The sequence below is a fragment of the Polaribacter sp. 20A6 genome, from assembly GCF_011378915.1.
GTDB lineage: Bacteria > Bacteroidota > Bacteroidia > Flavobacteriales > Flavobacteriaceae > Polaribacter > Polaribacter sejongensis.
Map to the genome: position 1 here is coordinate 762,367 of NZ_WTPZ01000001.1, position 23,089 is coordinate 785,455.

The window sequence follows — 23,089 nt, forward strand, 5'->3', positions numbered from 1 at the left end:
AGTAAAAAATTGTACGATTACTAAAAATGATAGTTGTCATGGTTACATGTATATAAGGTTAACCTGTGTTCTTAAAACAAAAAAAAAGCCTCACATTTCTGAGAGGCTTTATAGTAAATATTTTGAGAGAAAAATTTATTTTCCTTCTGCAACAGGAATTGCAATTCCTAAGTTTTTTAAGACTAATTCTGTAATATCAAATTTGTTGTCTATGTATGCAAATTCGTTACCAGTTATGGTTAAAATCTGTGTGTATTTTTCTGCTTTGGCAACTGTAGCAATGGCGTTGCTTAATTTAGAATATAAAGGACGCATTAATTCGTCTTGCTTTAATTGCATTAGTTGGTTTCCGTTTTGCTGGTATTTTTTAATATCAGCTTCCATTTCTGCCAATTCTTTGTATTCAGCTTGCTTTGCTAATTCCCCAAGCGTTTTTTCATTCTTTTTAAAAGCTTTTATTTTGGCTTTATAAGTTTCTACTTTTATGGTAAAAGAAGAATCTAATTTTGCTCCGTAATTTTGAGATCTTTCTGATACCACTTTTGTTTCAGGCATTAGAGTGATAATATATTCACTATCTACTGTACCAACTTTAGATTGTGCAATAGAAATAGAACTAATTAAAGCAAAGGCAATACATATAATTTTTGATTTCATGTTATTTTGATTTTTTGTGCAACAAAGATATAAAAGCGAATGAATTACAAAAGTTTTTACGGTTTTGATATGTTAATTTTATCAGAAATTTCAGTAATAATGGTGTTTATGTCCGTTTGATAATCAAACCATAAGGTTGTTTCATCTCTTTTAAACCAAGTACCTTGGCGTTTTGCAAACCTTCGGGTATTTTTCTTAATTTCTGAAATGGCAAATTCTTTGGTGAAATCACCATCAAAATAAGAGAACAATTCTCTATAACCAACCGTTTGCAAGGCGTTTAAACTTTTATGAGGATATAAGTTTTTAGCTTCTTCTAGCAAGCCATTTTCCATCATAATATCTACTCGCATATTTATCCTATTATAAATAATTGTGCGGTCTGCATCTAAACCTATTTTAATAGAAGTAAAATTTCTAGGTGCTTTTGGCTTGTTTTTAAAAGTGGAGTAGGGAATTCCTGAACCAATACAAACCTCTAAGGCTCTCATCACCCGTTTAGGGTTTTGTAATTCAATTACATTGTAAGTTTCTGGATCTAGTTCTTTTAATTGTTCCTGCAAAACTGCTACACCTTCTTTTTCTAATTTAAGCGTTAAGGCTTCTCTTATTTTAGGATCTACTTCTGGAAAATAATCCAATCCTTTTAAAACGGCGTCTACATACAAACCAGATCCACCAACCATTATCTGAATTGGGTTTTCTTTAAAAAGATCGTTTAATTTTGCAAGGGCATCTCGTTCAAAAGAACCTACATTATAATCTTCAAAAATACTTCTGTTCTGAATAAAATGATGTGCTGCTGCCGCTAATTCCTCTTTGTCTGGTACGGCGGTACCAATAGTCATTTCTTTATAAAACTGTCTAGAATCGCAAGAAATTATAGCACTTTTAAAATGATTTGCTAATTGAATGCTTAAGGCTGTTTTACCAATTGCAGTAGGACCAACAATGGTAATTAAATAATTATTAGAAGTCATTTAGTTTAATTTACTACCACAGTTATAACAAAATTGAGCGCCATCTTTATGGTTTTCTTTTGAGCAACTTGGGCAAGCTTGTGTATTTGTATCTACGCTATTATTTGCACTTTTTGTCATTTCTGCTGTAACAATTCCTGTAGGAATCGCTATAATTCCGTATCCTAAAATCATGATAATACTTGCAAGAAACTGACCAAAAGGCGTGTGTGGAGCAATATCTCCATAACCTACAGTTGTTAAAGTAACAATTGCCCAATAAACACTTGTGGGTATGCTTGTAAATCCGTTTTCTGGACCTTCTATCATGTACATAATGGTACCTAAAATAACACATAGTATCACTACAAAATATAAGAAGACCGAAATTTTGGTTCTACTCATTTTTAAAGCGACCAACAATCTATTAGAAGCACCAACATATCTAGCTAGTTTTAATATTCTAAAAACCCTTAACAGTCGTAAAGCTCTTAAAGCTGCTAAATGATGAGAGCCCACTAAAAATAATGAAAGGTATTTTGGAATTGTAGAAAGTAGGTCTATAATTCCATAGAAACTAAAGATATACTTAAAAGGTTTTTTTATGGAAATAATTCTTAATATATATTCAATGGAAAAAAGGATGGTAATAACCCACTCAGCTATGTTTAAAAAAGTGTGATACCTTGTGTCAAAGCTTTCAATACTTTCTAGCATCACTAATAAAATACTAGCAAGAATAGCTATTAATAAGATAACATCAAATAATTTACCAGCTTTAGTGTCCGCTTCATAAATAATTTCATGAATACGGTATTTCCAAGAAGTGTTTTTATCGTTATTCTTCAAATTTTATATAAATTTCTTTTACAATACTATACTCATTTTAATGATATAGTATTTTTTAAACTGTTTTCTCTTTGTTTACAAAGGATTTCAAAAATAATTAAAATAAAACATCTTTTGTTAAAAGCGTGACAATCTTTTCGTCCTATATATTTAGAAACTTCTTTCGATATTTCAAAATTTACAAACAACCTCTATTTAATGCAACGGAATTACACCAATTTAGATTATTATGGATATGAAGGTACGTCGTATTAGAGATTCTTAAAATACGTATTTAATATCACTTGTTTTGATAAAAGTGAATGAGGAAATTGAAGAAACTAAAGTTTTAAAAACGCAATTACTAAGTGTTATATATCAGTTAGGTTCTTTAACAGAAATTAACATAAAAAATATATAAATTCGCGAAAATTTTAAAATATGAGGAACAAATTACTACTATTTTTTGCGATAACACTCTGTTTGCATTCTTATGGTCAGCAGTTAAAAGGGATTGTTTTAAATCCGCTAAATGAACCTTTAGAAAACGTTTATATTATCAATCAAAACTCTAATTTACATACACATACAAATGAAGCTGGAAGTTTTATTCTAGAAAAAACAGCTGTAAATAATACATTACAGATAAGTATTTTAGGTTTTGGTACAAAGACGTTAAAAGTAACTGAACAAGATTTAAAAAACGGAATTACCATACACCTAGAAACGAAAATTTTTCAATTAGAAGAATTGGTATTGCGTAAAGAAATAAATGCGTTACAAACCTTAACAAATATAGATGTACAGGTAAATCCTGTAAATAATTCTCAAGAAATTTTAAGAAAAGTTCCTGGTTTGTTTATCGGTCAGCATGCTGGAGGAGGAAAAGCAGAACAAATTTTTTTAAGAGGTTTTGATATTGATCACGGAACAGATATTGCACTTTCTGTAGATGGAATGCCAATAAACATGGTTTCTCATGCACACGGACAAGGATATTCTGATTTACATTTTGTAATACCAGAAACCATACAAAAAATAGATTTTGGAAAAGGACCTTATTACGCAAATCAAGGTGATTTTAATACTGCTGGTTATGTAAATTTTGATACAAAAACAGCCATTGATAAAAGTATGATATCTGTTGGTTATGGAGATTTTAACTCTTTAAGAACCGTTGGGATGTTTAATTTATTAGAAAATTCTAAAAACAACGATGCCTATGTTGCTGTAGAATATATAGAGTTTGATGGTGCTTACGAATCTCCACAAAACTTTAATAGATTGAATCTTTTTGCAAAATACAATACGTTTTTAAACGGAAGAGATAAGTTAACACTAACAGCTTCTCACTTTACAAGTTCTTGGGATGCTTCTGGTCAAGTACCCGTTAGAGCTGTAGAAAGTGGATTGATTAATCGTTTTGGTTCTATTGATGATACAGAAGGTGGTTCTACTTCTAGATCTAACTTAAATGCGCAATTGCAAAAAACTTTAGAGAATGGTTCAATTTTAGAAGCAAATACATTTTATTCTAAATACGATTTTGAATTGTATTCTAACTTTACGTTCTTTTTAGAGGATGCTATAAACGGAGATCAAATTAAACAATTTGAGGATAGAAGTATTTACGGAATGAATGCGAAAATCATCAGCACAAAAGAGTATGGAAACGTAGAAGCGAAGTTTACAAAAGGGATTGGTTTACGTTACGATTTAATTTCTGATAACGAATTATCGCACACAAAAAATAGAAGTGAATTGTTAAATAACATTCAATTAGGTGATGTAAAACAAAGCAATTTATATGCATTTTTTAACTCAGAATTCGAGATTGGAAAATTTAAAATAGCGCCATCTGTTCGTTTAGATTATTTTAAGTTTTTATACAATGATGCTTTAAGTACAACGTATGAAACATTGAGTAAAACAAAGGCAATTGTAAATCCTAAATTGAACTTTTTATATACGCAAAACGATAATTTACAATGGTTTTTAAAATCAGGAATTGGTTTTCATTCTAATGATGCAAGAGTTGTTTTACAAGAAAATGCAGACAAAGTTCTACCAAGAGCCTACGGAGCAGACTTAGGAAATATTTGGAAACCTACGAAGAACTTAGTGGTAAACACGGCAGCTTGGTACTTGTTCTCTGAAGAAGAGTTTGTGTACGTTGGTGACGCTGGTATTGTAGAGCCATCTGGAGAGTCTGAGCGTTTTGGATTGGATTTAGGAATCCGTTATCAGTTAACAGGTCATATTTATTTTGATACAGATGCAACAGTTACACACGCAAGAAGTTTAGAAGCAGAAGACGGAGAAGATTACATTCCGTTAGCGCCTAGTTTTACAATGGCAGGTGGGATTTATTTTAGTGATTTAGGGAAGTTTTCTGGTGGATTGCGTTATCGTTATTTAGCGGATAGAGCAGCGAATGAAGATAATTCTATAACTGCAGAAGGGTATGTAGTAAGTGATTTTAATATCAATTATAAAGTTACTAATGACGTTACTTTTGGTGTTGCTTTAGAAAATATTTTTGATGTTGAGTGGAATGAAACTCAGTTTGCAACAGAAAGCAGGTTACAAAATGAAACAGATTCTGTAGAAGAAATTCATTTTACACCAGGAACACCGTTTTTTGCCAAAGCCACCATAACGTACACGTTTTAATTGAAAGGAATTTATAAAGATTTATCTTGTATTTACGCGAAAGCAGAAATCTAAATAAATAAGTTAATTTTTAGTTTGATGAAATGTCTATTACAACAATGTGATAGACATTTTTTTTGTAGCAATAAATAGTAATTACGTTGTTTAAATTAGTTATTTAACGCCCAGATTAATGCTTTTTCTTTGGTGGCTCTAAAAATGGTATTGTGTTGTTCGTTTGGTTCGTCAGTATATTTCCAAATTAAGTTCTTATCAGATTGCTCTAATTTGTTATTTAACGTTTTAGTATGTTTAGAAATATCAACAGCATCAGAACTAGCAAACCAAAGCTTCTTTTTATTGTTATAATTGTCCTCAGATAAGTTCTCAAAATTGTTCACCAAGTAGTTTTCATTAAACCATAAAGAAGGATCTATTGCTATATAAGCATCAAACATGTTGTTGTCTAAAAGAAAGGTTTCTACCACAAATAATCCTGCTAAAGATTCACCTATAATTGCCTTCTTAGGAAGTGTTCTATAGTTTTTATCAATTGTTACAAATAATTCATTTTTAATAAAATCTCTAAAGTTATTTGCGCCTCCAGCATTTGGTATATAACCTAAATCGTATTCAATATTTGAAGGTCCACATAAATCTCTTCCACGTTTGGTGTTTTCTATTCCCACTAAAATGTGAGGAGGTATTTTATTTGCTGTAATTAAGCTCGATAAAGTATTGGCTACATGCGGAAAATCTTCTTTAATTCCGCCATCTGGCATATACAAAACAGGTAAGCTATCTAAAGTTTCGTTGTAATTTGGTGGCGTCCAAATATTAATGATTCGGTCTTCATTCACAAATTTAGAAGCAATCGTTAAACTATCATGTTTAGGAATTGGATCATTGTAAACGACACTTTTTTTACATCCAATAGTAATCATTACAAGCAATAAGCAAAAGATTATATTTCTCATTTATATGATTTTTTTTAGGTTGAAAGTATTTTAGATACAAGATTATACTATTGCTAATATAACTTTTTTTTAAAACAAAAACGATATCACCTATTTATCAGAGGGTTATGTTTTAAAAAAATATCATCTTTTAATTAAAAATTACTTCTCAAATTAAATGGAGAATTAAAATATATTATCGGTTAGAGAAAAAAACTTAAATATTGCTAAACTCGTTTATTTTATAGGGTAATTTTTAATTATTCAATAATAAAGATTTCTTATTTTATAGATATTGTAATTTTATAGATTTTCATTATTTTTGAGTTATTACTAATATTAATTTTTTTTCTTATGAAGTATAACCTATTATTCAGTTTTTTATTCGTTTTTTTATCAAGTATTATGTATTCTCAAAACTCTAATTCAGACATCAAAGTAGGCGGTGTTTTTGTCGTTGGAGAGGTGAGTAATAATAATTATGAACATATAGATTTTCCTAGAGCGAACTTTATTATAAAAAAAGGTGGACTTGCGAATTACAAAAATGTAAAAGGAGAAAAAGTTCAAATTAAATCAATCAAAGAGAAAAATAACGGAGATGTGGTAGCAACTATTGAGTTAGCTTCTAAAAAGAAATTTTTTAATAGCCATAAATACGTTAAAGTAAATATTAATGAAGCAATTTTACAAAAAGAGCTATTAAGAAATTAATAGTATTTTTTTTTCTTTAGTTTGGGCTTTCTATTTTAGGAAGCCTTTTTTTGTTTAATATTTTATAAAAGAAGTATCTTCTAAAGAATTCATTTAATAGGAGGGACGCTATAGTTTTAAGTGTTATTGGACTTTCTTTTTTTGATAGTATTTTCGCCTCGTTTTTATAACTTTATATCTAAAATCATCAAAGAATAAGCTTGCTAATAAAAACAATGCAGCTAAAATTAAAGTATTTAACTTTAAATCTAATTTAGAATAGAAAAAACCACCTATTAATCCTCCTGCAAAAAAGAATAGAATAATATAAACTCGGAGTTTGATATTAGATTTCAGTAATTCTTTCTGTGGTGCCAATTTAGGAAAACATAATAAAGAAAGATCAATTCCTAAGTCTGTAAATAAACCCGTTAAGTGTGTCGTTCTTACTACTGCATTAGAAATTTTTGTTACAAAGGAGTTTTGTAATCCCATAGCAAAAAGTAATAAACAGATAATAAGGTTTGCGTATTCTAATTCCATAAAATTACTAATAAGCCCTATAGAAATTAAAACAAGGCACTCAATAACTGTTGGCAATACAAAGACATTCAGTTTTTTGTTTTCACTATATTTTTCTATCAGAAAGCTAGATAAAAAAGAACCTAAAAGAAATGAGAAAATATAAAGGAAATAAATTGTTCCTTTCCAAAAATCAAAATTAGCAACGTCATAAATAAACAAGGCAAAATGCCCTGTAACATTTGTAGTTAATTGTTTAAATGCCAAAAAACCGCTAACATTTACAATTCCAGCTACAAAAGAAAGTATGGTTGCAATTCTTAAATTATGTTTTAAAGTTCTGCTTTTACCTTGATGTCTAAACATTTGTTTTCGTTTATTCTTAACTTTTTTAAGACGCGTAAAATTAACCTATTTTCGAGTGTATTAAAAGTGAATAAAGTATGAATTATAAAGTAGTTTGTAAAGATGTCTTTTTTAGATGATTATACTTTTAATGTCCTTTAATTTATCGGATAAGAATCTTTAAAAGTAATAAACTTTATCAAGCCGTATTTCATTCAGATTGATAAAGTTGTTGACTTTCAATAGGTGAGATGCTAAATAAAATTCAGTATGACAATATTATTTTTTAATCAAGAAAACTATAGAAAAATGACAATTATAATAAGTCTAAGACGCTACGGCACCTAAAGTATACAATTGCTCTAGATTAGGAGATTCACTACCACCTGCAGGCTCTAAAGTAATTCCAAATGCTTCAGATTCGTTGGCATTTTCTATGGTAAATATTTTGTTTGTATCTGCCATAAAAGTGTCTATTGTACCTAAACTTGTTGGAGTTAAAGGACTTAGTTTTAAAGACCAAACTTGGTATACCTTTCCTTTTGGAGGTGCTGGTAATCCTTTAGCATCTAAATAAATACTTTTTGTTTTTTTATCCCAATATACCTTTGCGTAAGATGTTGGAGATACTTTTTGACCCGCTAGAGGCACAGAAACAATGTCTTTATCTCTAAAGATATCAATTAATTTTTCTGCTTCTGCTAAGCTGTTAGAAGCTTTGTCTATTTGTTCTTCTAATTGTTGTTTTTCTGTAGCAACCTGATCTTTAAGTTGCTTGTTTTGTGTAAGTGTCCAGATAAGTACACTTCCTATTAATAAAGAAGCTGCCCAACCACTATATTGTAACCAATTTGTTTTCGGTTTAGTAATAGAGATTACTTTTGTTTCTTCAATTATTAATTGATTTTTTATGTCTGAAAATGAATATGGAGCATCTTTTTTAGCAGCAGCAGTTAGTTTTGCAATTGCTTTTTCTATGGATACAACTTCGGCCAATACTTCTGGGTATTCTTTAATTTTAGCATGCACTTCCTCATTTTCCTTTTCAGAAAGCGAGCCTGCAACATACAGTTCTAAAATCCCAGATGTTATGTATTCTTTTATATTCATTATTTAAACTCCAAGCATGGTGCGTAATTCGCCTATGCAATTTCTATTTCTTGTTTTTATGGTGCCAATTGGCATTTCTAATTCTTCAGAGGCTTCTTTTTGTGTAAACCCTTTAAAATATAATAATTCAATTACTGCTTTACATTTGTCTCCTAATTTGGTAACAAACTCTTTTAAGCCAATTGTATCAGTAGCAGTATCTAAACTATCACTGGTTTCTAATATATCTACGAAAAAATCTGAGTTATGGTTTTGTTTAGACTGTTTAAATTTCTTAGAACGTGTATAATCGATAGCTGCATTTCTTGCTATGTTTAGTATCCACGTAAAAAAACGTCCTTTTTTTGCAGAATAAGAATCTGCTTTATTCCAGGCTTTTATAAAGACATCTTGCGTAATTTCTTGTGCAACATCATCATTCTTAACAATGTTATTTACAACACCAGAAATACTATCACAATACATATTGTATAGTTTTTCATAGGCTTTAACGTCCTTTTTTTGAAATTGTAAAATTAATTGCTCTAAATCCATAAAATGTATCTGCCGCTAATCTATTAAATAAAATTGATATGCAGTCATTTTATATTCGCAATCATAATAATAATATGATTGTCTCGATTACTGGTTTTAGATTATAGGTATTTTGAATGTTAATGATAGCTAGAAAAATGTATTTATTTCTTTTCTAAAATTATATAACCACTCTCAGAAATAATAATTTGTTTGTAAAACTCTTTTAAAGCATAATATTCTGCTACAGAAAATATTTTTTTTGAGATTTGCATTCTTGTTAAAACAGTAATCGTATTTCCTTTTTTTACTGTTTTAAGTATAAATCTACCACCTTTATTAGGTAAGGATATTGCTTTGTCTTTAGGTAAATTTATAATCGTGTAATTTTCTGGAATTGTTAAGCTTAAGTAAAAATTATTCAGTCTAGCATACCCAAAATCTACAGGGTAATTTCTTTCTTTTAATTTAAAAGGATTTTGTTTTGTTCTATTAAAAAGAAAAGGGTTTATTCTTATTTTGTTACCTAGGACTTCATCCATTTCTAATCGGATCTTAAATTTTTCTTCTAATTTTTTATCTAGGTTTTCTAAGTTGTGTCTTTCATATTCATCAACTTCTAGATTTGGATATTTAGCTTCAAAATTTTCTAAATAACCATCTTCATTGGTTAACGACATCTTTTTTCTTTGCTCCGTTGCTAAAAGACCATCTCTTATCATCATTACAGATCCTATAAATACGCCTTCTTCATCTAACGTAAGGCTAGAGTTTATGTTTAAAGATGATCTGTATTTTGGCTTTAAAGTTACCCAAGAGCTTTCTTCTTTAAAGTTGATTATTCTAGCTTCTCCATTTAAGACTCTATATGGAACTTCTCCAAAAGGAATAAATTTGTCTGTTGCGTCTAAGAAATAAGGTTTACCATCTATAACTGCTTGTACAATCACATAATTATAGTCATAAATAACTGGGAATATTTTTGTAGGAATTCCGTTTTCTCTTGTAGATAAAACGACTAAATTGGCATCTATGTCCGCAGCTTTTAAGCTGTTGTATAACGAAATATTTATTTCACCAACATCACCAGATTTTTGCTGAAATGCTTCTTTTACTTTTGCATCTTCATTGGTCCAATATTTATCATTCCAAGTGTAATGATTCTGAATAAAAGTGTAAATTTTTTGTGCTCTTTCTAAACTATTTTCAGTTTCTAAAATAGCTTCAGAAATATTTTTTCTAAAAAAAGTTTTTTTTGAGGTTTGATTATTAAAAAAACGATCTTTTAAGCTTTTATCTGCTTGTTTCCAAGTAGTCGTTAAGTTGTCTATAACACCTCTGTAACTCGTAATCGATTTTATATCAAAAGAAATTTTAGAGATGTAATTTTTCTTACTCAACATATAATCTTCTTCCTTAAAAGCAGGAATATCATTCATTCCATAAGAATAGGTTGCACATCCTCCTTCACCTATACCATCAATATAAACACATTTTTTATCTACGGAAGGTTCGTCTTTGTCTAATTGTAAATAGCCTGTTTTTTTTATATTGTATTGATAATTTCCTAAGATAGATGCATCAAACTCACTTTTAATTTTTGGTATGTCAGATTGAAACTCCCAATCGTTAATGCTTAAATACGGAGATAAAACACTGTAGGTATATTCTATAACAGACCCTTCTTTTATATTAGGTAACGTAAAATTTTTAACCGTCCATGTATCTCGTTCTTTAGTTGTAAAAATATCTTTACCGTTAAGATATGTACTGTTCATAGTACCATTATCGGTAATATTATAGGTAACTGCACTAATATCTTTAACTTTCTGTTTTTCGTATAAGTTAATAGTAATATCGGCTAAATCAAAAGATGCTTTATCTAAAATTTTAATTCGATAGTAGTAATCTGTTCTAGGAATTTCGTCATTATCTCTATCTGGATACCTGTTTGCGTGTTCGTACAAAACAACAGCGGTTGCCGTAGAGTCTTTATCGTAAATTGTCATTTGTAATTCTGCTAAAGTGGTTTTACCCATTGTAGTAGTTTTACTTTTCTGTGCAATAATTAAAGTTGATGAGAGTAGGAGTAGTAGGGTAAAAAATTTCATTTACAATCTAATAATTTTCTGTACTTTGTTTTTATTGATGTAATTTTTGATAATATTTTTTGCTTGAATCTTGTTTTCAATAGGTGTTAAGATCTTTTTTAAAATATCTATCCTACTTTCCTGATTACTTAAGTTTGTGTAACCACAACCAAAAACCTCGTTGTTTTCTATTAAGATTACCGCATTTTCTTCTACTTCTCTTCCTTTTTCAATGATAATAAAATCTTCATTATTAAAATCTTGAGTAATAAATTTCGGATTCTTTTTAAAATTAAATTTAGGAGTTAAAGCGTCTAATTCGATAGCATATTTTAAACGGGTAAAAAGTTCATTTCCTGTTTTGTCAAAAGAAATAGATTGTGCTCTTTCCTGAATTTTAACGGCTCTTTTGGTTACTTTTAAAAAGAGGTTGTTTACTTCCGATTTTATATTCTTTCCTTTTCCAATAAATATAACTCTACCTTCTTTATCATGAATGTAAAAAACTCCCTGTACAGTTGGAATTTCTTCTATTAAACTTCTTAATTTTTGCTTTTGATGTCTTCTATCAAAATACTTGATAGAGCTTTGTATAATACTTTTATTCGTATCTTTTTCTAACAACAATTTAAATAATTGTACAGTTGCCAAAGCATCTCCAGAAGCTCTATGTCTATCTGTAATTGGTATTCCTAAAGATTTGGTAAGTTTTCCTAAGCTGTAAGAAGGTTGATCTAAAATTAATTTCTGACTCAATTCTACCGTACACAAGGTATTTCTATTAAAATCGTAGCCTAATCGATCAAATTCTGTGCTTAAAATTCTATAATCGAAAGTAGTATTATGAGCCACTAAAATACAATCTGAAGTAATTTCTATAATACGTTTAGCAACTTCATAGAATTTAGGTGCATTTTTAAGCATTTTATTATTAATGCCCGTAAGTTTTACCACAAACTCTTGAATGGCTTTTTCCGGATTTACTAAGCTAATGAATTGGTCTACTGTAGTGTGGCCGTCAAATTTATAGATAGCAATTTCTGTGATGCCTTCTTCATTAAATTTTCCTCCTGTGGTTTCAATATCTAAAATTGCGTACAAAGTCGTTTTCTTTTACGATAAAATTAAGCATTATAATTTCTTTGACCAAATATTGAACTGCCAACTCTTACCATATTACTGCCATTTTCTATAGCAAGCATATAATCTCCACTCATTCCCATAGAGAGTGTTTTTAGGTTACAGTTTTCAGTTACAGTTTTCAATTTGTGTGCATCAAAAAATGTTTTTAAAGATAAAAACTCTTCTTGTAGCTGTTCCTTATTGTCTGTAAACGTGGCCATTCCCATAAAACCAGTGATTTTTATATTCTTTAATTCAGCGAATGCTTCTGATGCTAAAATTTCATTTATTTCATCAAAAGATAAGCCAAACTTGGTGTCTTCTTTGGCTATTTTAACTTGTAATAAACAGTTGATAACTTTATCATGTTTTTTTGCTTGCTTGTTGATTTCCTTTAAAGTAGAGAATTTATCAACCCCATGAATCAAATTTACAAAATGTGCCATGTACTTTACCTTATTACTTTGTAAATGACCAATCATGTGCCATTGAATGTCTTTTGGTAAAGCCTCATATTTATCCACCATTTCCTGAATTTTATTCTCACCAAAAATACGCTGACCAGCAGCATACGCTTCTTGCAAGTCTTCTATTGGTTTGGTTTTAGAAACAGCAACTAAGGTTACATTTTCTGGAAGTGATTGTTTTATTTCTAATAGATTTTCTTTAATCATGTTTTCTTTTTTGTAATTCAGATGAAGATTCTAAATATTAGGTATGGATGAGATTTCTCAATCACTTAAAAAAGTTCATTTCGAAATGACAGTTGTTGTTTTTATAAACTAACTGTCACTTCGAATGAAATTATTTTTTCAAGAATTTTGTTTTGAGAAACTTTTTTAATTCTTTAACAAAGCAATAACTTGGTTTGCCAATTCAACACCAATTCTATCTTGTGCTTCTTTGGTCGCAGCTCCAATATGCGGAGTTAAAGAAATTTCTGGATTCATTAATAATTGCACTGCCGGAGTAGGTTCTGTTTCAAAAACATCTAAACCTGCAAATTGTACCTTACCACTTTCTATAGCTTGTACTAAATCTACTTCATGTAAAATTCCACCTCTTGCAGTGTTTATAATGCCTACACCATCTTTCATTTTTTCAAATTCTGATGCCGTAATTATATAATCTTCTTGATCCGGCGTGTGTAAAGTAATAAAGTCCGACTCTTTTAAAAGTTCTTCTTTATCTACCGTTTCAATAATAAAAGTAGTTTTTTGTCCGTTAAAAAACTCTAAAGTAATTGGTGCGCTTGTTACCTCATCATCTGTAGCTAAAACATTCATTCCAACTCCAATTGCAATTTTTGCAACTTCCTGACCGATACGTCCAAAACCAATAATACCAATAGTTTTTCCTCTTAATTCAATTCCTTCAGAATATGCTTTTTTCAATTCTTTAAAACGAGAATCTCCTTCTAAAGGCATTTCTCTATTAGAAGAATGTAAAAAACGAGCCATCCCAAAAAGGTGTGCGAAAACCAATTCTGCCACAGAGCCAGATGAAGCTTTTGGGGTGTTGATTACATGCAGACCGTTGTCTTCTGCATACTCTACATCTATATTATCTAAGCCAACACCACCACGTCCAATTAATTTTAAACTTGGGCAAGCTTCCATTAATTCTTGTCTTACCTGTGTTGCACTTCTTACTAAAATTGCATCAACATTGTTTTCGTTGATATAACTTTCTAACTGATTTTGTGCTACTTTTATATCTAGTACTTCAAATCCTCCTTTTTCTAAAGCATCTATTCCGCTTTTAGAAATTCCATCGTTCGCTAATATTTTCATTCTTACTTTTGTTGAATCGTGTAATTGTTTAACTGTTTAATTGTTTCTCAACAGTGAGAGTTACTTCCCTTTGGGAAGGTTAGGATGGGCTTAGGCTTTTCATCACATCAACCAAAGCCTGTACGCTATATAAAGGCAATGCATTGTACATGCTAGCTCTATAACCACCAACACTTCTGTGTCCATTTATTCCGCTAATTCCAGCTTCTTTGCACATAGAATCAAATTTTTCTTTTAAAGAATCATCTGTTAAAGTAAAAGTAGCATTCATGGTACTTCTGTCTTCTTTTGCTACAATTCCTTTAAATAAAGGATTTCTATCAATTTCATCATATAACAGTGCTGCTTTTTTATTGTTTACTTCTTCAATAAATTCAATTCCGCCTAAATCTTTTAACCACTGTAAGGTTAACATAGAAACATAGATTGCAAATACAGAAGGTGTATTAAACATACTATCTTTATCAATATGAATTTGATAGTTTAACATTGAAGGAATGTGTCTTTCTACCTTACCTAAGATTTCTTCTTTAATAATAACTAAAGTAGCACCCGCTGGACCCATATTTTTCTGAGCACCTGCATAAATAAGATCGAATTTTTCAAAGTCTAATTGACGAGAAAAAATATCTGAACTCATATCACAAATCAAAGGAATATTCGTTTCCGGAAAATCTTTCATCTGCGTACCAGCAACTGTATTGTTACTTGTACAGTGAAAATAATCTGCATCTTCTGGAATTGTGTATCCTTTAGGAATATAGTTATAACCCTTGTCTTTAGAAGAACCAATTTCTACAACTTCTCCAAAAGCTTTCGCTTCTTTTATTGCTTTATCTGCCCAAGTACCCGTATTTAAATACGCTGCTTTTTTATCTAACAAGTTGTAAGCAACCATTAAAAACTCTAAACTTGCACCACCTTGTAAAAATAATGCTTGGTAGCCTTTATTTTCTAATCCTAACAATTCTAAAGCTAAAGAACGTGCTTTTTCAATTACTTCTACAAAAGGTTTACTTCTGTGAGAAATTTCTATCAATGATAAATTATCATCATTAAAATTTAAGACTGCTTCTGATGCTTTTTGCAACACTTCTTGTGGTAAAATACAAGGACCTGCACTGAAATTATGTTTTTTCATTTTTTTGTTTTTTTGAGTAACAAAGTTTCAGAGTAACAAAGTTTCAAAGTCTTACTTTGTAACTCTGCAACTTTGCCACTTTGTTACTTATATTTTTGATAAAAATTCTAAGGTATTTACACCATCTGCGTAATCTGTTAACTCAGGATGTTGCGTTTGTCCAAAAGCAATTTCATTTTCTATAAAGTCTTTGGCAACAATACACTGAATTTTATCTTTATCTTGATGTAATTTTATTTTTAAATCTGTTTCATTGTCATAGTATTCATAGAATATCGTGGCAATAGGAGAGGCGTAGCTTTCATCTTCTTTAATCATTAGAAAACCGTTTTCTAACAAATCAAACAAGCTCATTAAATAGACCGCTTTGTTATAATCATAATTATTAGCATATTTTGCATTTTCAATCATGTCCTTTTTAGCATACATTCCTGTAAAAAAAGCATCAAAATTATAACCTTTAGGCACATACAATTTAGAAACAGATCTGCAACCTAAACCAAAATATTGAAAAACATCATCTGATAATTTAATAAAATCTTCTTCGGTTTCTTTTCCGGTGATAACTGCTACGGAATTTCTACTTTTTCTGATAATATTTGGTTTGTTTTTGAAATAATATTCAAAATAACGCGCTGTATTATCGCTTCCGGTAGCGATAACAGCATCAAAATCGGTTAGTTTTTCTTCAGTAAAAGTGATTTTACCCTTAAAAGTAGGTTCTACATACTCTAAATACTTCGCTAAAAAGGGTAATAAGTGTTTATCACTAGAAGATTGCTTTACCAATACTGAATGACCAGAGATTAATACCGATAAAAAATCATGAAAACCTACCAATGGTATGTTTCCAGCCATAACAATAGCCACTTTTTTTGATGATTTTTTAGTTAAATCTAAGCTTTCGGTAAATGTGTTTAAATTGTTTTCTGTAAGTGATTTATGTAAGCTGTTTAATGAGAACAAAACATTGTCTTTTGTAAACCAAGAATTCTTTTCTTGTGCTAATTTTATCTGATGTAAAAAGCCATCAAAAAAGATTTCATTATGTTCAATATTATCGATTTTTTTTATTTTATCGATAGAAAACTGCCCTAAAAAGGCGCCTAATTTTGCGAAAGCAATAATTCTGTTTTGAATACTATCCATTTATTTTGGTTGTCTATTATTTTGGCTTTATTTTTGCAACTGCAAAGGTACAAAAACAGAACAGAAAATTATGGCAATTATAATAACAGATGAATGTATAAATTGTGGGGCATGTGAACCAGAATGTCCTAACACTGCAATTTACGAAGGAGCAGATGATTGGAAATATTCAGACGGAACAGATTTGAAAGGAAATGCGGTTTTACCAAATGGTAAATCTGTTAATGCCGATGATGTTCAAGAACCAGTTTCTGATGAAATTTATTACATCGTTCCAGATAAGTGTACAGAGTGTAAAGGTTTTCATGATGAGCCACAATGTGCTGCAGTATGTCCTGTAGATTGTTGTGTACCAGATGACGACGTTGTAGAAACAGAAGAAGAATTGTTAGCTAAGCAAAGCTTTATGCATAACGACTAATAAAATATTTTTATAATATTATAAAAGCCCCAAATCTAATGATTTGGGGCTTTTTAGTTTAATTATATTGCGCTAAATATTGGTTTATTAAAACTTTATCTTTCCAGTTAGAAGCTGCATAATCTTCTTTGGACATATAAGAAGTTCTTTTTTTATAGGCTTCTTTAATTTCTTCTTTGGTCTTCTTTTTAAAGCTATCAGCATCAAAATCTGTAATATTATTTACAAAGGTTTCTCTGTCTTCGCTTACATTTATTTCTACTTTTACATTAAACTTTACCTTGTTTTTATCTTTTGCATTTTCTATAAACTTTATAGGTCTATCTATGTATGCGTAATTGGTTTTAGATTCTTTTACGTACGAAGTATAGATTTTGTCGTCTGTATTTTTTTCATAAAAAACGGTTACATGATGTTGGTTTTCAGAGAATTTAATTCCTAATAAAAACTTTAAATTCAAATGTTGTCCACGTTTTCCATCAGCATAACTATATTTTATTTTTTTGATGAAAAAGTCAGTAGGATCAATATACATTTTACCAGAATATTTAGATTTTGATTTGTCAGGATTGAATGAAACCACATAATACTTTTTAGAGCCTAATATTTCATTTTCTTCTAATTGATGTTCGTAATATTTCTGATCAAGAAAATTCTTTTCGGTAGAAGTATTAAAAAACACACTTCTATATTTTATATTTCTAAGCGGATAACTTTGGCCATAGTCACTAAAAGTATTGTCTTTTGCAATGGAGTCTGCAACCCTCGTTGTTTCTAACATAGACAAAGAGTCTTCCAATTTAAAAAGTCCAGATTTTACTTTATATGTGTTTTTAGAATTTAAATGTTTTAAAACTACGTTTTGAAGCCTTTCTGTTATGTTTTCTAAGGTTACACCGTTTCCGATGTCTATTTTTTTAAACCCCTGAATAGCGGTTACTTCGTAAGAATCTACTTCTTTTTTCCGTTCTTCAGAATAGAATTTTTTATTTAAAACAGTTGCTTTAAATTCTGTACCAAAAGCAGGATTTTTTTCTTGAAGATTATCAGCAAATTGCATTAATTCTTTTTCTGCTAATTTTCTTTTTTTTCTACTTAAAAGTGAGCTTGTGTTTAATTCGAATTCTAGTTTTTTAAAATCTAAATTTTGATTTTCTATAGCATAAACATCCTGTTTTACAGGTGATGAAAGATAATTTTCTTTCATGTTTTTAGCTGTTTTTATCAATAAACTATCCAAAGAAACTTTGGTTAAGTTTAGTTGAAATTCATCGAGTAAATTTACGTCTTCTTGTAAGTTTACTACGTAATGATTATTTATTAGTTGCCCTTTTGTAATGGTTTTAGGTTGGTAGCCTAAGCAAGAAATAGTAATTGTTTTTACGTTATCTAAGTTTAAAATATAATTACCAAATTCATCTGAAGTTGTACCAGATTTTTTATCAGTTAAAAGAGCCGCTTTCTCAATGGGATTTGAAGAATTTAGTCTGATGATTTTACCTGAAATTGTTTGAGAGTTCATTACTATAATATTCAAAAATAGTACTGAAAAAGAGAGTAGTTTTTTCGTCATGAAATGTTGATTTTTTTATAAATGTATTGTTATTCTTTATTTATAAATAAAAATCATTTTAAGTTTAACAAAGTATTATATTTGCATTCTTAAAACTTTAAGAGAGTTTATTAATTTTAAGTTAAAACTTTCTTTTGAAGCAAAATTTATTTACATGAAAGCCGGAATTGTAGGATTACCAAACGTAGGAAAATCAACTTTATTTAATTGTTTATCAAATGCAAAAGCGCAAAGTGCAAACTTTCCTTTTTGTACCATAGAACCAAATTTAGGAGTTGTAAACGTGCCAGATACACGTTTAGAGAAATTAGAAGAATTAGTTGTTCCAGAAAGAGTTCAGCCTGCTACTGTAGAGATTGTAGATATTGCTGGTTTGGTAAAAGGAGCAAGTAAAGGAGAAGGTTTAGGAAATCAGTTTTTAGCAAATATTCGTGAAACAGATGCTCTTTTACATGTAATTCGTTGTTTTGATAATGATAATATTATACATGTAGATAATTCTATAGATCCTGTTAGAGACAAAGAAACAATAGATATTGAACTGCAATTAAAAGATTTAGAAGCTGTAGAAAAACGTTTAGAGCGTGTAAAGAGAACAGCTAAAACTGGTAATAAAGAAGCGCAAGCAGAATTAGTAGTTTTACTTAAAATTGAAGAAACTTTATTAAAAGGTGTTTCTGTAAGAACTTTAGAGTTTACAGAAAAAGAAATGGAATTTGTACAACCATTACAGTTTATCACTTTAAAACCAGTGCTATATGTTTGTAATGTTGATGAAGGTTCTGCCGTTTCTGGAAATGCATATGTAGAAAAAATTAGAGAGGCTGTAAAAGATGAAAATGCAGAAGTTATTGTATTAGCAGTTGGTACAGAAGCAGATATTACAGAATTAGACGATTACGAAGAAAGACAAATGTTTTTAGCAGATATTGGCTTAGAAGAAGCTGGTGTTTCTAGATTGGTTCGTTCTGCATATAAATTATTAAACTTGCAGACTTATTTTACTGCAGGTGTAAAAGAAGTTAGAGCTTGGACAATTCCTATTGGTTCTACTGCGCCACAAGCTGCAGGAGTTATTCATACAGATTTTGAAAAAGGTTTTATTAGAGCAGAAACAATTGCTTATGAAGACTTTGCTACTTATGGTTCTGAAGCAAAAGTAAAAGAAGCTGGTAAAATGAAAGTAGAAGGTAAAGAATACGTTGTTAAAGACGGTGATATCATGCACTTTAGATTCAACGTATAATCAAAATCCAAATACTGAACTTGGTTCAGAATTTTACATATATAGAAAATCCAATGAAATTTCATTGGATTTTTTTTGTGATAATTTTTAAATAGAAACTCTACAATACCTTTCCTTTTATAAAATTACTTTATTCTATTTCAAATTTTTTATTATTGGATGTGGGTAAAATTCACCTGTTTTTATATCCAACAATTAGAAGCTGTTGTTCTCTTTTTAGGTTTTTATCACATAATTAAGGTTTTTAATTCACTATTATAAGACTAATTATTGTTGTTTACATATAATTATGATGTAATTAAAACATATAAAGCAACACTTCTTAATAATGAATCCACTACATTTAAGTGTTGCTAATTTTGGTAATATCAACTGTTATTAATAAGATGTATTTATGTGGTTACGTGTTAGTTGTAATTTGGCTTTTGATATAGAAATTCCCACTCCTTTTATTTTAAGATTACGCCCTCGAAGTGGAGCAGAACAGTGGATTGAGCGTGACGAATTTAAAATAACACCTAATATAAAAATCCTTGAATTTACAGATGATTACGGTAACTTGTATCAGCGTTTTGTGGCTCCGGTAGGTAAATTATCTATTTATACGAGTTCAGATGTAAAAACGTCTGAATTTGTGGATGTGAATTTTGATGCAGCTTTTGTAGAAATAGAGCAGCTCCCCAATGATGTGCTTTGTTATTTATTACCAAGTAGATATTGCGAGTCCGATCGTTTTAATGATTTGGCAAATTCGATTACCTTAGATAAACCCGCTGGTTATAAGCAAGTATTTGCAATAGAGGAATGGCTGAGAACTACTATAAGTTATATTCCTGGAAGTAGTGATTACCCTATTTCTGCCACAGAAGTGTATCAGAAACGCTCTGGGGTTTGTAGAGATTTAGCCCATTTAGGCATAACATTGTGCCGAAGTTTAAGTATTCCTGCCCGTATGGTTGTTGGTTATTTACACCAATTACAACCTATGGATATGCACGCTTGGTTTGAAGCTTATGTTGGTGGACGATGGTATACTTTTGATGCTACTCAAACTGGGCAAAAAGGAGGATATGTAACTGTTGGTTATGGTCTCGATGCAGTAGATGTAGCTATTTTTAATCAATTCGGACCTGTTGCCCATTCTTTAGAACAATCTATTAATGTAGTACAAATTAAAAATTAAGAAATATTTATTTAAGTGCTGATAATATCTAGGTGTTGTTTTTTGTCTTTCTAAATTAAAAATTATATTATTTCTGATAAAATTTTAAATACTTTCATTTTTATTGATTTTTGGTTTAAAGTATTAAATTGAATAAAAAGCCTGAAATAATGATGGCAGCAGTAACCACTCCAAAAAAGATGGCAATTAGTTTTAAGGACATTACTTTTTTAAGCATGGTAGCTTCCGGAATAGACAAACCTACCGTTGCCATCATAAAGGCTATTGCCGTACCTAATGGTACACCTTTTGCAACAAAAACTTGAATTATTGGCACTATACCAGCGGCATTTGCATACATAGGAACTGCTACTAAAACGGCAATCGGAACTGTCCACCATTGGCCACCTCCCAAATATGTATGAAAAAAGTTTTCCGGCACAAAACCATGTATTGCTGCACCAATAGCAATCCCTATAATTATATAAAGTAACACACCTTTTACAATATCCCAAGCGCCATGTGTAATTTCTGGCAATCGTTGGTAAAAAGTTTGTTTTTCTTCTTTGTATTCTGCTTGATGCATCTTATTGTCAAGAATCTTCTTTACCCAATCAGAAAGTAATGGTTCTAGATTAAATTTTCCTAACAACCAACCACCAATACTCCCTAATAAAATACCTGAAATAGCATAAATTAAGGTCGCTTTTACTCCGAATAAACCTAGAAACATTGCAATTGCAACTTCATTAACCAAGGGAGAAGTAATTAAAAAAGCAAAAGTAACTCCTAACGGAATTCCGCCTTGTACAAAACCTATAAATAACGGAACGGAAGAGCAGGAGCAAAAGGTAGTAATTGCACCAAATATGGAGGCAAAAAAGTATTCTAAACCATACAATTTTTTTCTATGTAAATAATCTTTTAAACGTTCAATAGGAAAATATGCGTTTATAATTCCCATGATAAAAACGATGAAAAATAATAAAATCAGAATTTTGATAGTATCATACACAAAGAAATTTAGAGCTGTTCCTAAATGTGTATCTGCACCAATATTAAAAATGGTATAAATTAACCAATCTGCAAAATTTTGTATCCAATCAAACATTTTCTAAAGTTTTAATGGTTCCAGAAATGTTACAAGATAATTTTATGGTATTGTAAATAGTACCATACTTTTCAATGTTCTTTTTAAGTAAGTCTGTATTAAGTTTTTTATCGTTGCTGTAAATGGTTAAATTGTAGATGAGATTATCCATCCTTGGCGGATTTTCTAAACGCGTAGCATTTACATCAAGCGTAGCTTTAGAATAGTTAAACTTCATCATAGTAGAAAAACGTTCTACATTCTTTAGCATACATGCAGCAAACGAACCTAAAAATAATTCTGCTGGATTCGGCAAAGTTTCAGCAGTTTTAGGAGTTGTACCAAAATCAATATTCGATTCTTTTATATGAATAACGGCATCTTCATTAGATAGGGAAGAGGCTTTAATTTGATAATTCATAACTTGAGATTTATTTATTATAAAAATGCCAATACTTCAACTTTAGAAGGAATTCTCCCTTTAACGGTAATTGCATCATCAATAACTAATACAGGAGTTGTCATTACATTATATTTCATAATTTCCATAATATCTTCTACTTTTTCAATAGTAGCATCGATGTTGTTTTCTGCAATTACATCGCTAACAACAGCTGTCATAGATTTACATTTCGGACAACCAGTACCTAAAACTTTAATTACTTTACTCATAATATTTGTATTTGTTTATCGCCAATAAGCGATTTGATTATTAAAAAAATATTACTCAAAAAATTGTTGAAATAACGATTTTGCAATACTCCAGTTTTCTTGATTGATACAATATTTTATTTTGGGTGATTTTAATTCTCCTTGAATTAAACCAGCATTCTTTAATTCTTTTAAATGCTGAGAAATTGTGGATTGCGCCAAAGGAAAAACATCAACCAAATCTCCTGTAAAACAACAAGATTGGTTTTCTAGATGTTTTAATATGGCAATTCGAGTAGGATGTGCCAATGCTTTTGCAAACTTTGCTAAGTCCTCGGTATTTTCTTTGTATGCTATGTGTTCTATATTTTTTTTCATAATTCCTATCGTAAATTTACGATAGGTTTTTAAGGTGA

23 protein-coding genes are annotated in these 23,089 nt (G+C 30.0%); 5 read left to right on the top strand and 18 right to left on the bottom strand.

Going from position 1 to position 23,089, the window contains the following annotated elements; translation table 11 throughout:
* Positions 1–135: 135 nt before the first annotated feature.
* The 3 genes from GQS57_RS03010 to GQS57_RS03020 are packed head-to-tail and all read right to left on the bottom strand — an operon-like array spanning position 136 to position 2,465.
* A complete protein-coding gene (locus GQS57_RS03010) occupies positions 136–657 on the bottom strand; it encodes an OmpH family outer membrane protein (protein WP_165731066.1) in 522 nt (173 codons plus the stop codon).
* A 56-nt stretch (positions 658–713) separates the two neighbouring features.
* Positions 714–1,637 (bottom strand): tRNA (adenosine(37)-N6)-dimethylallyltransferase MiaA, encoded by a 924-nt coding sequence (gene miaA / locus GQS57_RS03015; protein ID WP_165731068.1) that lies wholly within the window; start codon positions 1,635–1,637, stop codon positions 714–716.
* A complete protein-coding gene (locus GQS57_RS03020) occupies positions 1,638–2,465 on the bottom strand; it encodes an ion transporter (RefSeq protein ID WP_165731070.1) in 828 nt (275 codons plus the stop codon).
* A 420-nt stretch (positions 2,466–2,885) separates the two neighbouring features.
* Between GQS57_RS03020 and GQS57_RS03025 the strand changes: the two genes are divergently transcribed.
* On the top strand, positions 2,886–5,117 hold the full coding sequence (locus GQS57_RS03025; RefSeq protein WP_165731088.1) for a TonB-dependent receptor plug domain-containing protein: 2,232 nt from the start codon (positions 2,886–2,888) through the stop codon (positions 5,115–5,117).
* Between the two features lie 149 nt (positions 5,118–5,266).
* Here the strand turns inward: GQS57_RS03025 and GQS57_RS03030 are convergent, their stop codons facing one another.
* Positions 5,267–6,073: an alpha/beta hydrolase gene (locus GQS57_RS03030; protein WP_165731089.1), complete on the bottom strand. Its 807-nt coding sequence runs from the start codon at positions 6,071–6,073 to the stop codon at positions 5,267–5,269.
* 333 nt (positions 6,074–6,406) lie between these two features.
* Here GQS57_RS03030 and GQS57_RS03035 point away from each other — a divergent pair, with 333 nt between their 5' ends.
* Positions 6,407–6,766 (top strand): dihydroorotase, encoded by a 360-nt coding sequence (locus GQS57_RS03035; protein WP_165731090.1) that lies wholly within the window; start codon positions 6,407–6,409, stop codon positions 6,764–6,766.
* A 123-nt stretch (positions 6,767–6,889) separates the two neighbouring features.
* Here the strand turns inward: GQS57_RS03035 and GQS57_RS03040 are convergent, their stop codons facing one another.
* From GQS57_RS03040 to GQS57_RS03080, 9 genes are all read right to left on the bottom strand, one after another.
* The gene (locus GQS57_RS03040) at positions 6,890–7,633 is read right to left on the bottom strand and encodes a YoaK family protein (protein WP_165731091.1); all 744 of its coding nucleotides are present in this window, start codon (positions 7,631–7,633) and stop codon (positions 6,890–6,892) included.
* Positions 7,634–7,939: 306 nt separating this feature from the next.
* The gene (locus GQS57_RS03045) at positions 7,940–8,722 is read right to left on the bottom strand and encodes an anti-sigma factor (RefSeq protein ID WP_165731092.1); all 783 of its coding nucleotides are present in this window, start codon (positions 8,720–8,722) and stop codon (positions 7,940–7,942) included.
* 3 nt (positions 8,723–8,725) lie between these two features.
* The gene (locus tag GQS57_RS03050; protein ID WP_165731093.1) at positions 8,726–9,256 is read right to left on the bottom strand and encodes an RNA polymerase sigma factor; all 531 of its coding nucleotides are present in this window, start codon (positions 9,254–9,256) and stop codon (positions 8,726–8,728) included.
* A gap of 143 nt (positions 9,257–9,399) precedes the next feature.
* Entirely contained in the window at positions 9,400–11,346 is a 1,947-nt protein-coding gene (locus GQS57_RS03055; RefSeq protein ID WP_165731094.1) for a DUF3857 domain-containing protein, read from the bottom strand.
* Positions 11,347–12,426 carry an exonuclease domain-containing protein gene (locus GQS57_RS03060; protein ID WP_165731095.1) on the bottom strand — a complete coding sequence of 360 codons (1,080 nt, stop codon included), beginning with the start codon at positions 12,424–12,426 and terminating at the stop codon, positions 11,347–11,349.
* A 23-nt stretch (positions 12,427–12,449) separates the two neighbouring features.
* Positions 12,450–13,121 (bottom strand): YggS family pyridoxal phosphate-dependent enzyme, encoded by a 672-nt coding sequence (locus tag GQS57_RS03065; RefSeq protein WP_165731098.1) that lies wholly within the window; start codon positions 13,119–13,121, stop codon positions 12,450–12,452.
* Between the two features lie 165 nt (positions 13,122–13,286).
* Positions 13,287–14,240 (bottom strand): D-2-hydroxyacid dehydrogenase, encoded by a 954-nt coding sequence (locus tag GQS57_RS03070; protein ID WP_165731100.1) that lies wholly within the window; start codon positions 14,238–14,240, stop codon positions 13,287–13,289.
* Positions 14,241–14,319: 79 nt separating this feature from the next.
* Complete coding sequence (gene serC / locus GQS57_RS03075; RefSeq protein WP_165731102.1) at positions 14,320–15,381, bottom strand: 3-phosphoserine/phosphohydroxythreonine transaminase; 1,062 nt, start codon at positions 15,379–15,381, stop codon at positions 14,320–14,322.
* 87 nt (positions 15,382–15,468) lie between these two features.
* Positions 15,469–16,530: an acyl-CoA reductase gene (locus GQS57_RS03080; protein WP_165731104.1), complete on the bottom strand. Its 1,062-nt coding sequence runs from the start codon at positions 16,528–16,530 to the stop codon at positions 15,469–15,471.
* A gap of 70 nt (positions 16,531–16,600) precedes the next feature.
* Between GQS57_RS03080 and GQS57_RS03085 the strand changes: the two genes are divergently transcribed.
* Positions 16,601–16,951, top strand: a complete 351-nt coding sequence (locus GQS57_RS03085; protein WP_068448123.1) for a 4Fe-4S dicluster domain-containing protein — start codon at positions 16,601–16,603, stop codon at positions 16,949–16,951.
* Between the two features lie 58 nt (positions 16,952–17,009).
* Here GQS57_RS03085 and GQS57_RS03090 read toward each other — a convergent pair whose 3' ends face one another.
* Positions 17,010–18,524 (bottom strand): carboxypeptidase-like regulatory domain-containing protein, encoded by a 1,515-nt coding sequence (locus GQS57_RS03090; RefSeq protein WP_165731105.1) that lies wholly within the window; start codon positions 18,522–18,524, stop codon positions 17,010–17,012.
* A 154-nt stretch (positions 18,525–18,678) separates the two neighbouring features.
* Here GQS57_RS03090 and ychF point away from each other — a divergent pair, with 154 nt between their 5' ends.
* Together ychF and GQS57_RS03100 are read left to right on the top strand one after the other, a co-directional pair.
* On the top strand, positions 18,679–19,770 hold the full coding sequence (ychF, locus tag GQS57_RS03095) for a redox-regulated ATPase YchF (protein ID WP_165731106.1): 1,092 nt from the start codon (positions 18,679–18,681) through the stop codon (positions 19,768–19,770).
* 394 nt (positions 19,771–20,164) lie between these two features.
* Positions 20,165–20,953, top strand: coding sequence for a transglutaminase family protein (locus GQS57_RS03100; protein ID WP_165731107.1), 789 nt, complete (start codon positions 20,165–20,167; stop codon positions 20,951–20,953).
* A 115-nt stretch (positions 20,954–21,068) separates the two neighbouring features.
* Here GQS57_RS03100 and GQS57_RS03105 read toward each other — a convergent pair whose 3' ends face one another.
* Genes GQS57_RS03105 through GQS57_RS03120 form a run of 4 tightly spaced genes read right to left on the bottom strand, consistent with a single transcriptional unit; the run spans position 21,069 to position 23,051 of the window.
* Complete coding sequence (locus tag GQS57_RS03105; protein WP_165731108.1) at positions 21,069–22,043, bottom strand: permease; 975 nt, start codon at positions 22,041–22,043, stop codon at positions 21,069–21,071.
* On the bottom strand, positions 22,036–22,443 hold the full coding sequence (locus GQS57_RS03110; RefSeq protein WP_165731109.1) for an OsmC family protein: 408 nt from the start codon (positions 22,441–22,443) through the stop codon (positions 22,036–22,038). The genes GQS57_RS03105 and GQS57_RS03110 overlap by 8 nt, the downstream gene beginning before the upstream one ends.
* Before the next feature lie 17 nt (positions 22,444–22,460).
* The gene (locus GQS57_RS03115; RefSeq protein WP_165731110.1) at positions 22,461–22,694 is read right to left on the bottom strand and encodes a thioredoxin family protein; all 234 of its coding nucleotides are present in this window, start codon (positions 22,692–22,694) and stop codon (positions 22,461–22,463) included.
* A 51-nt stretch (positions 22,695–22,745) separates the two neighbouring features.
* Entirely contained in the window at positions 22,746–23,051 is a 306-nt protein-coding gene (locus GQS57_RS03120) for a helix-turn-helix transcriptional regulator (protein WP_165731111.1), read from the bottom strand.
* Positions 23,052–23,089: the final 38 nt, after the last annotated feature.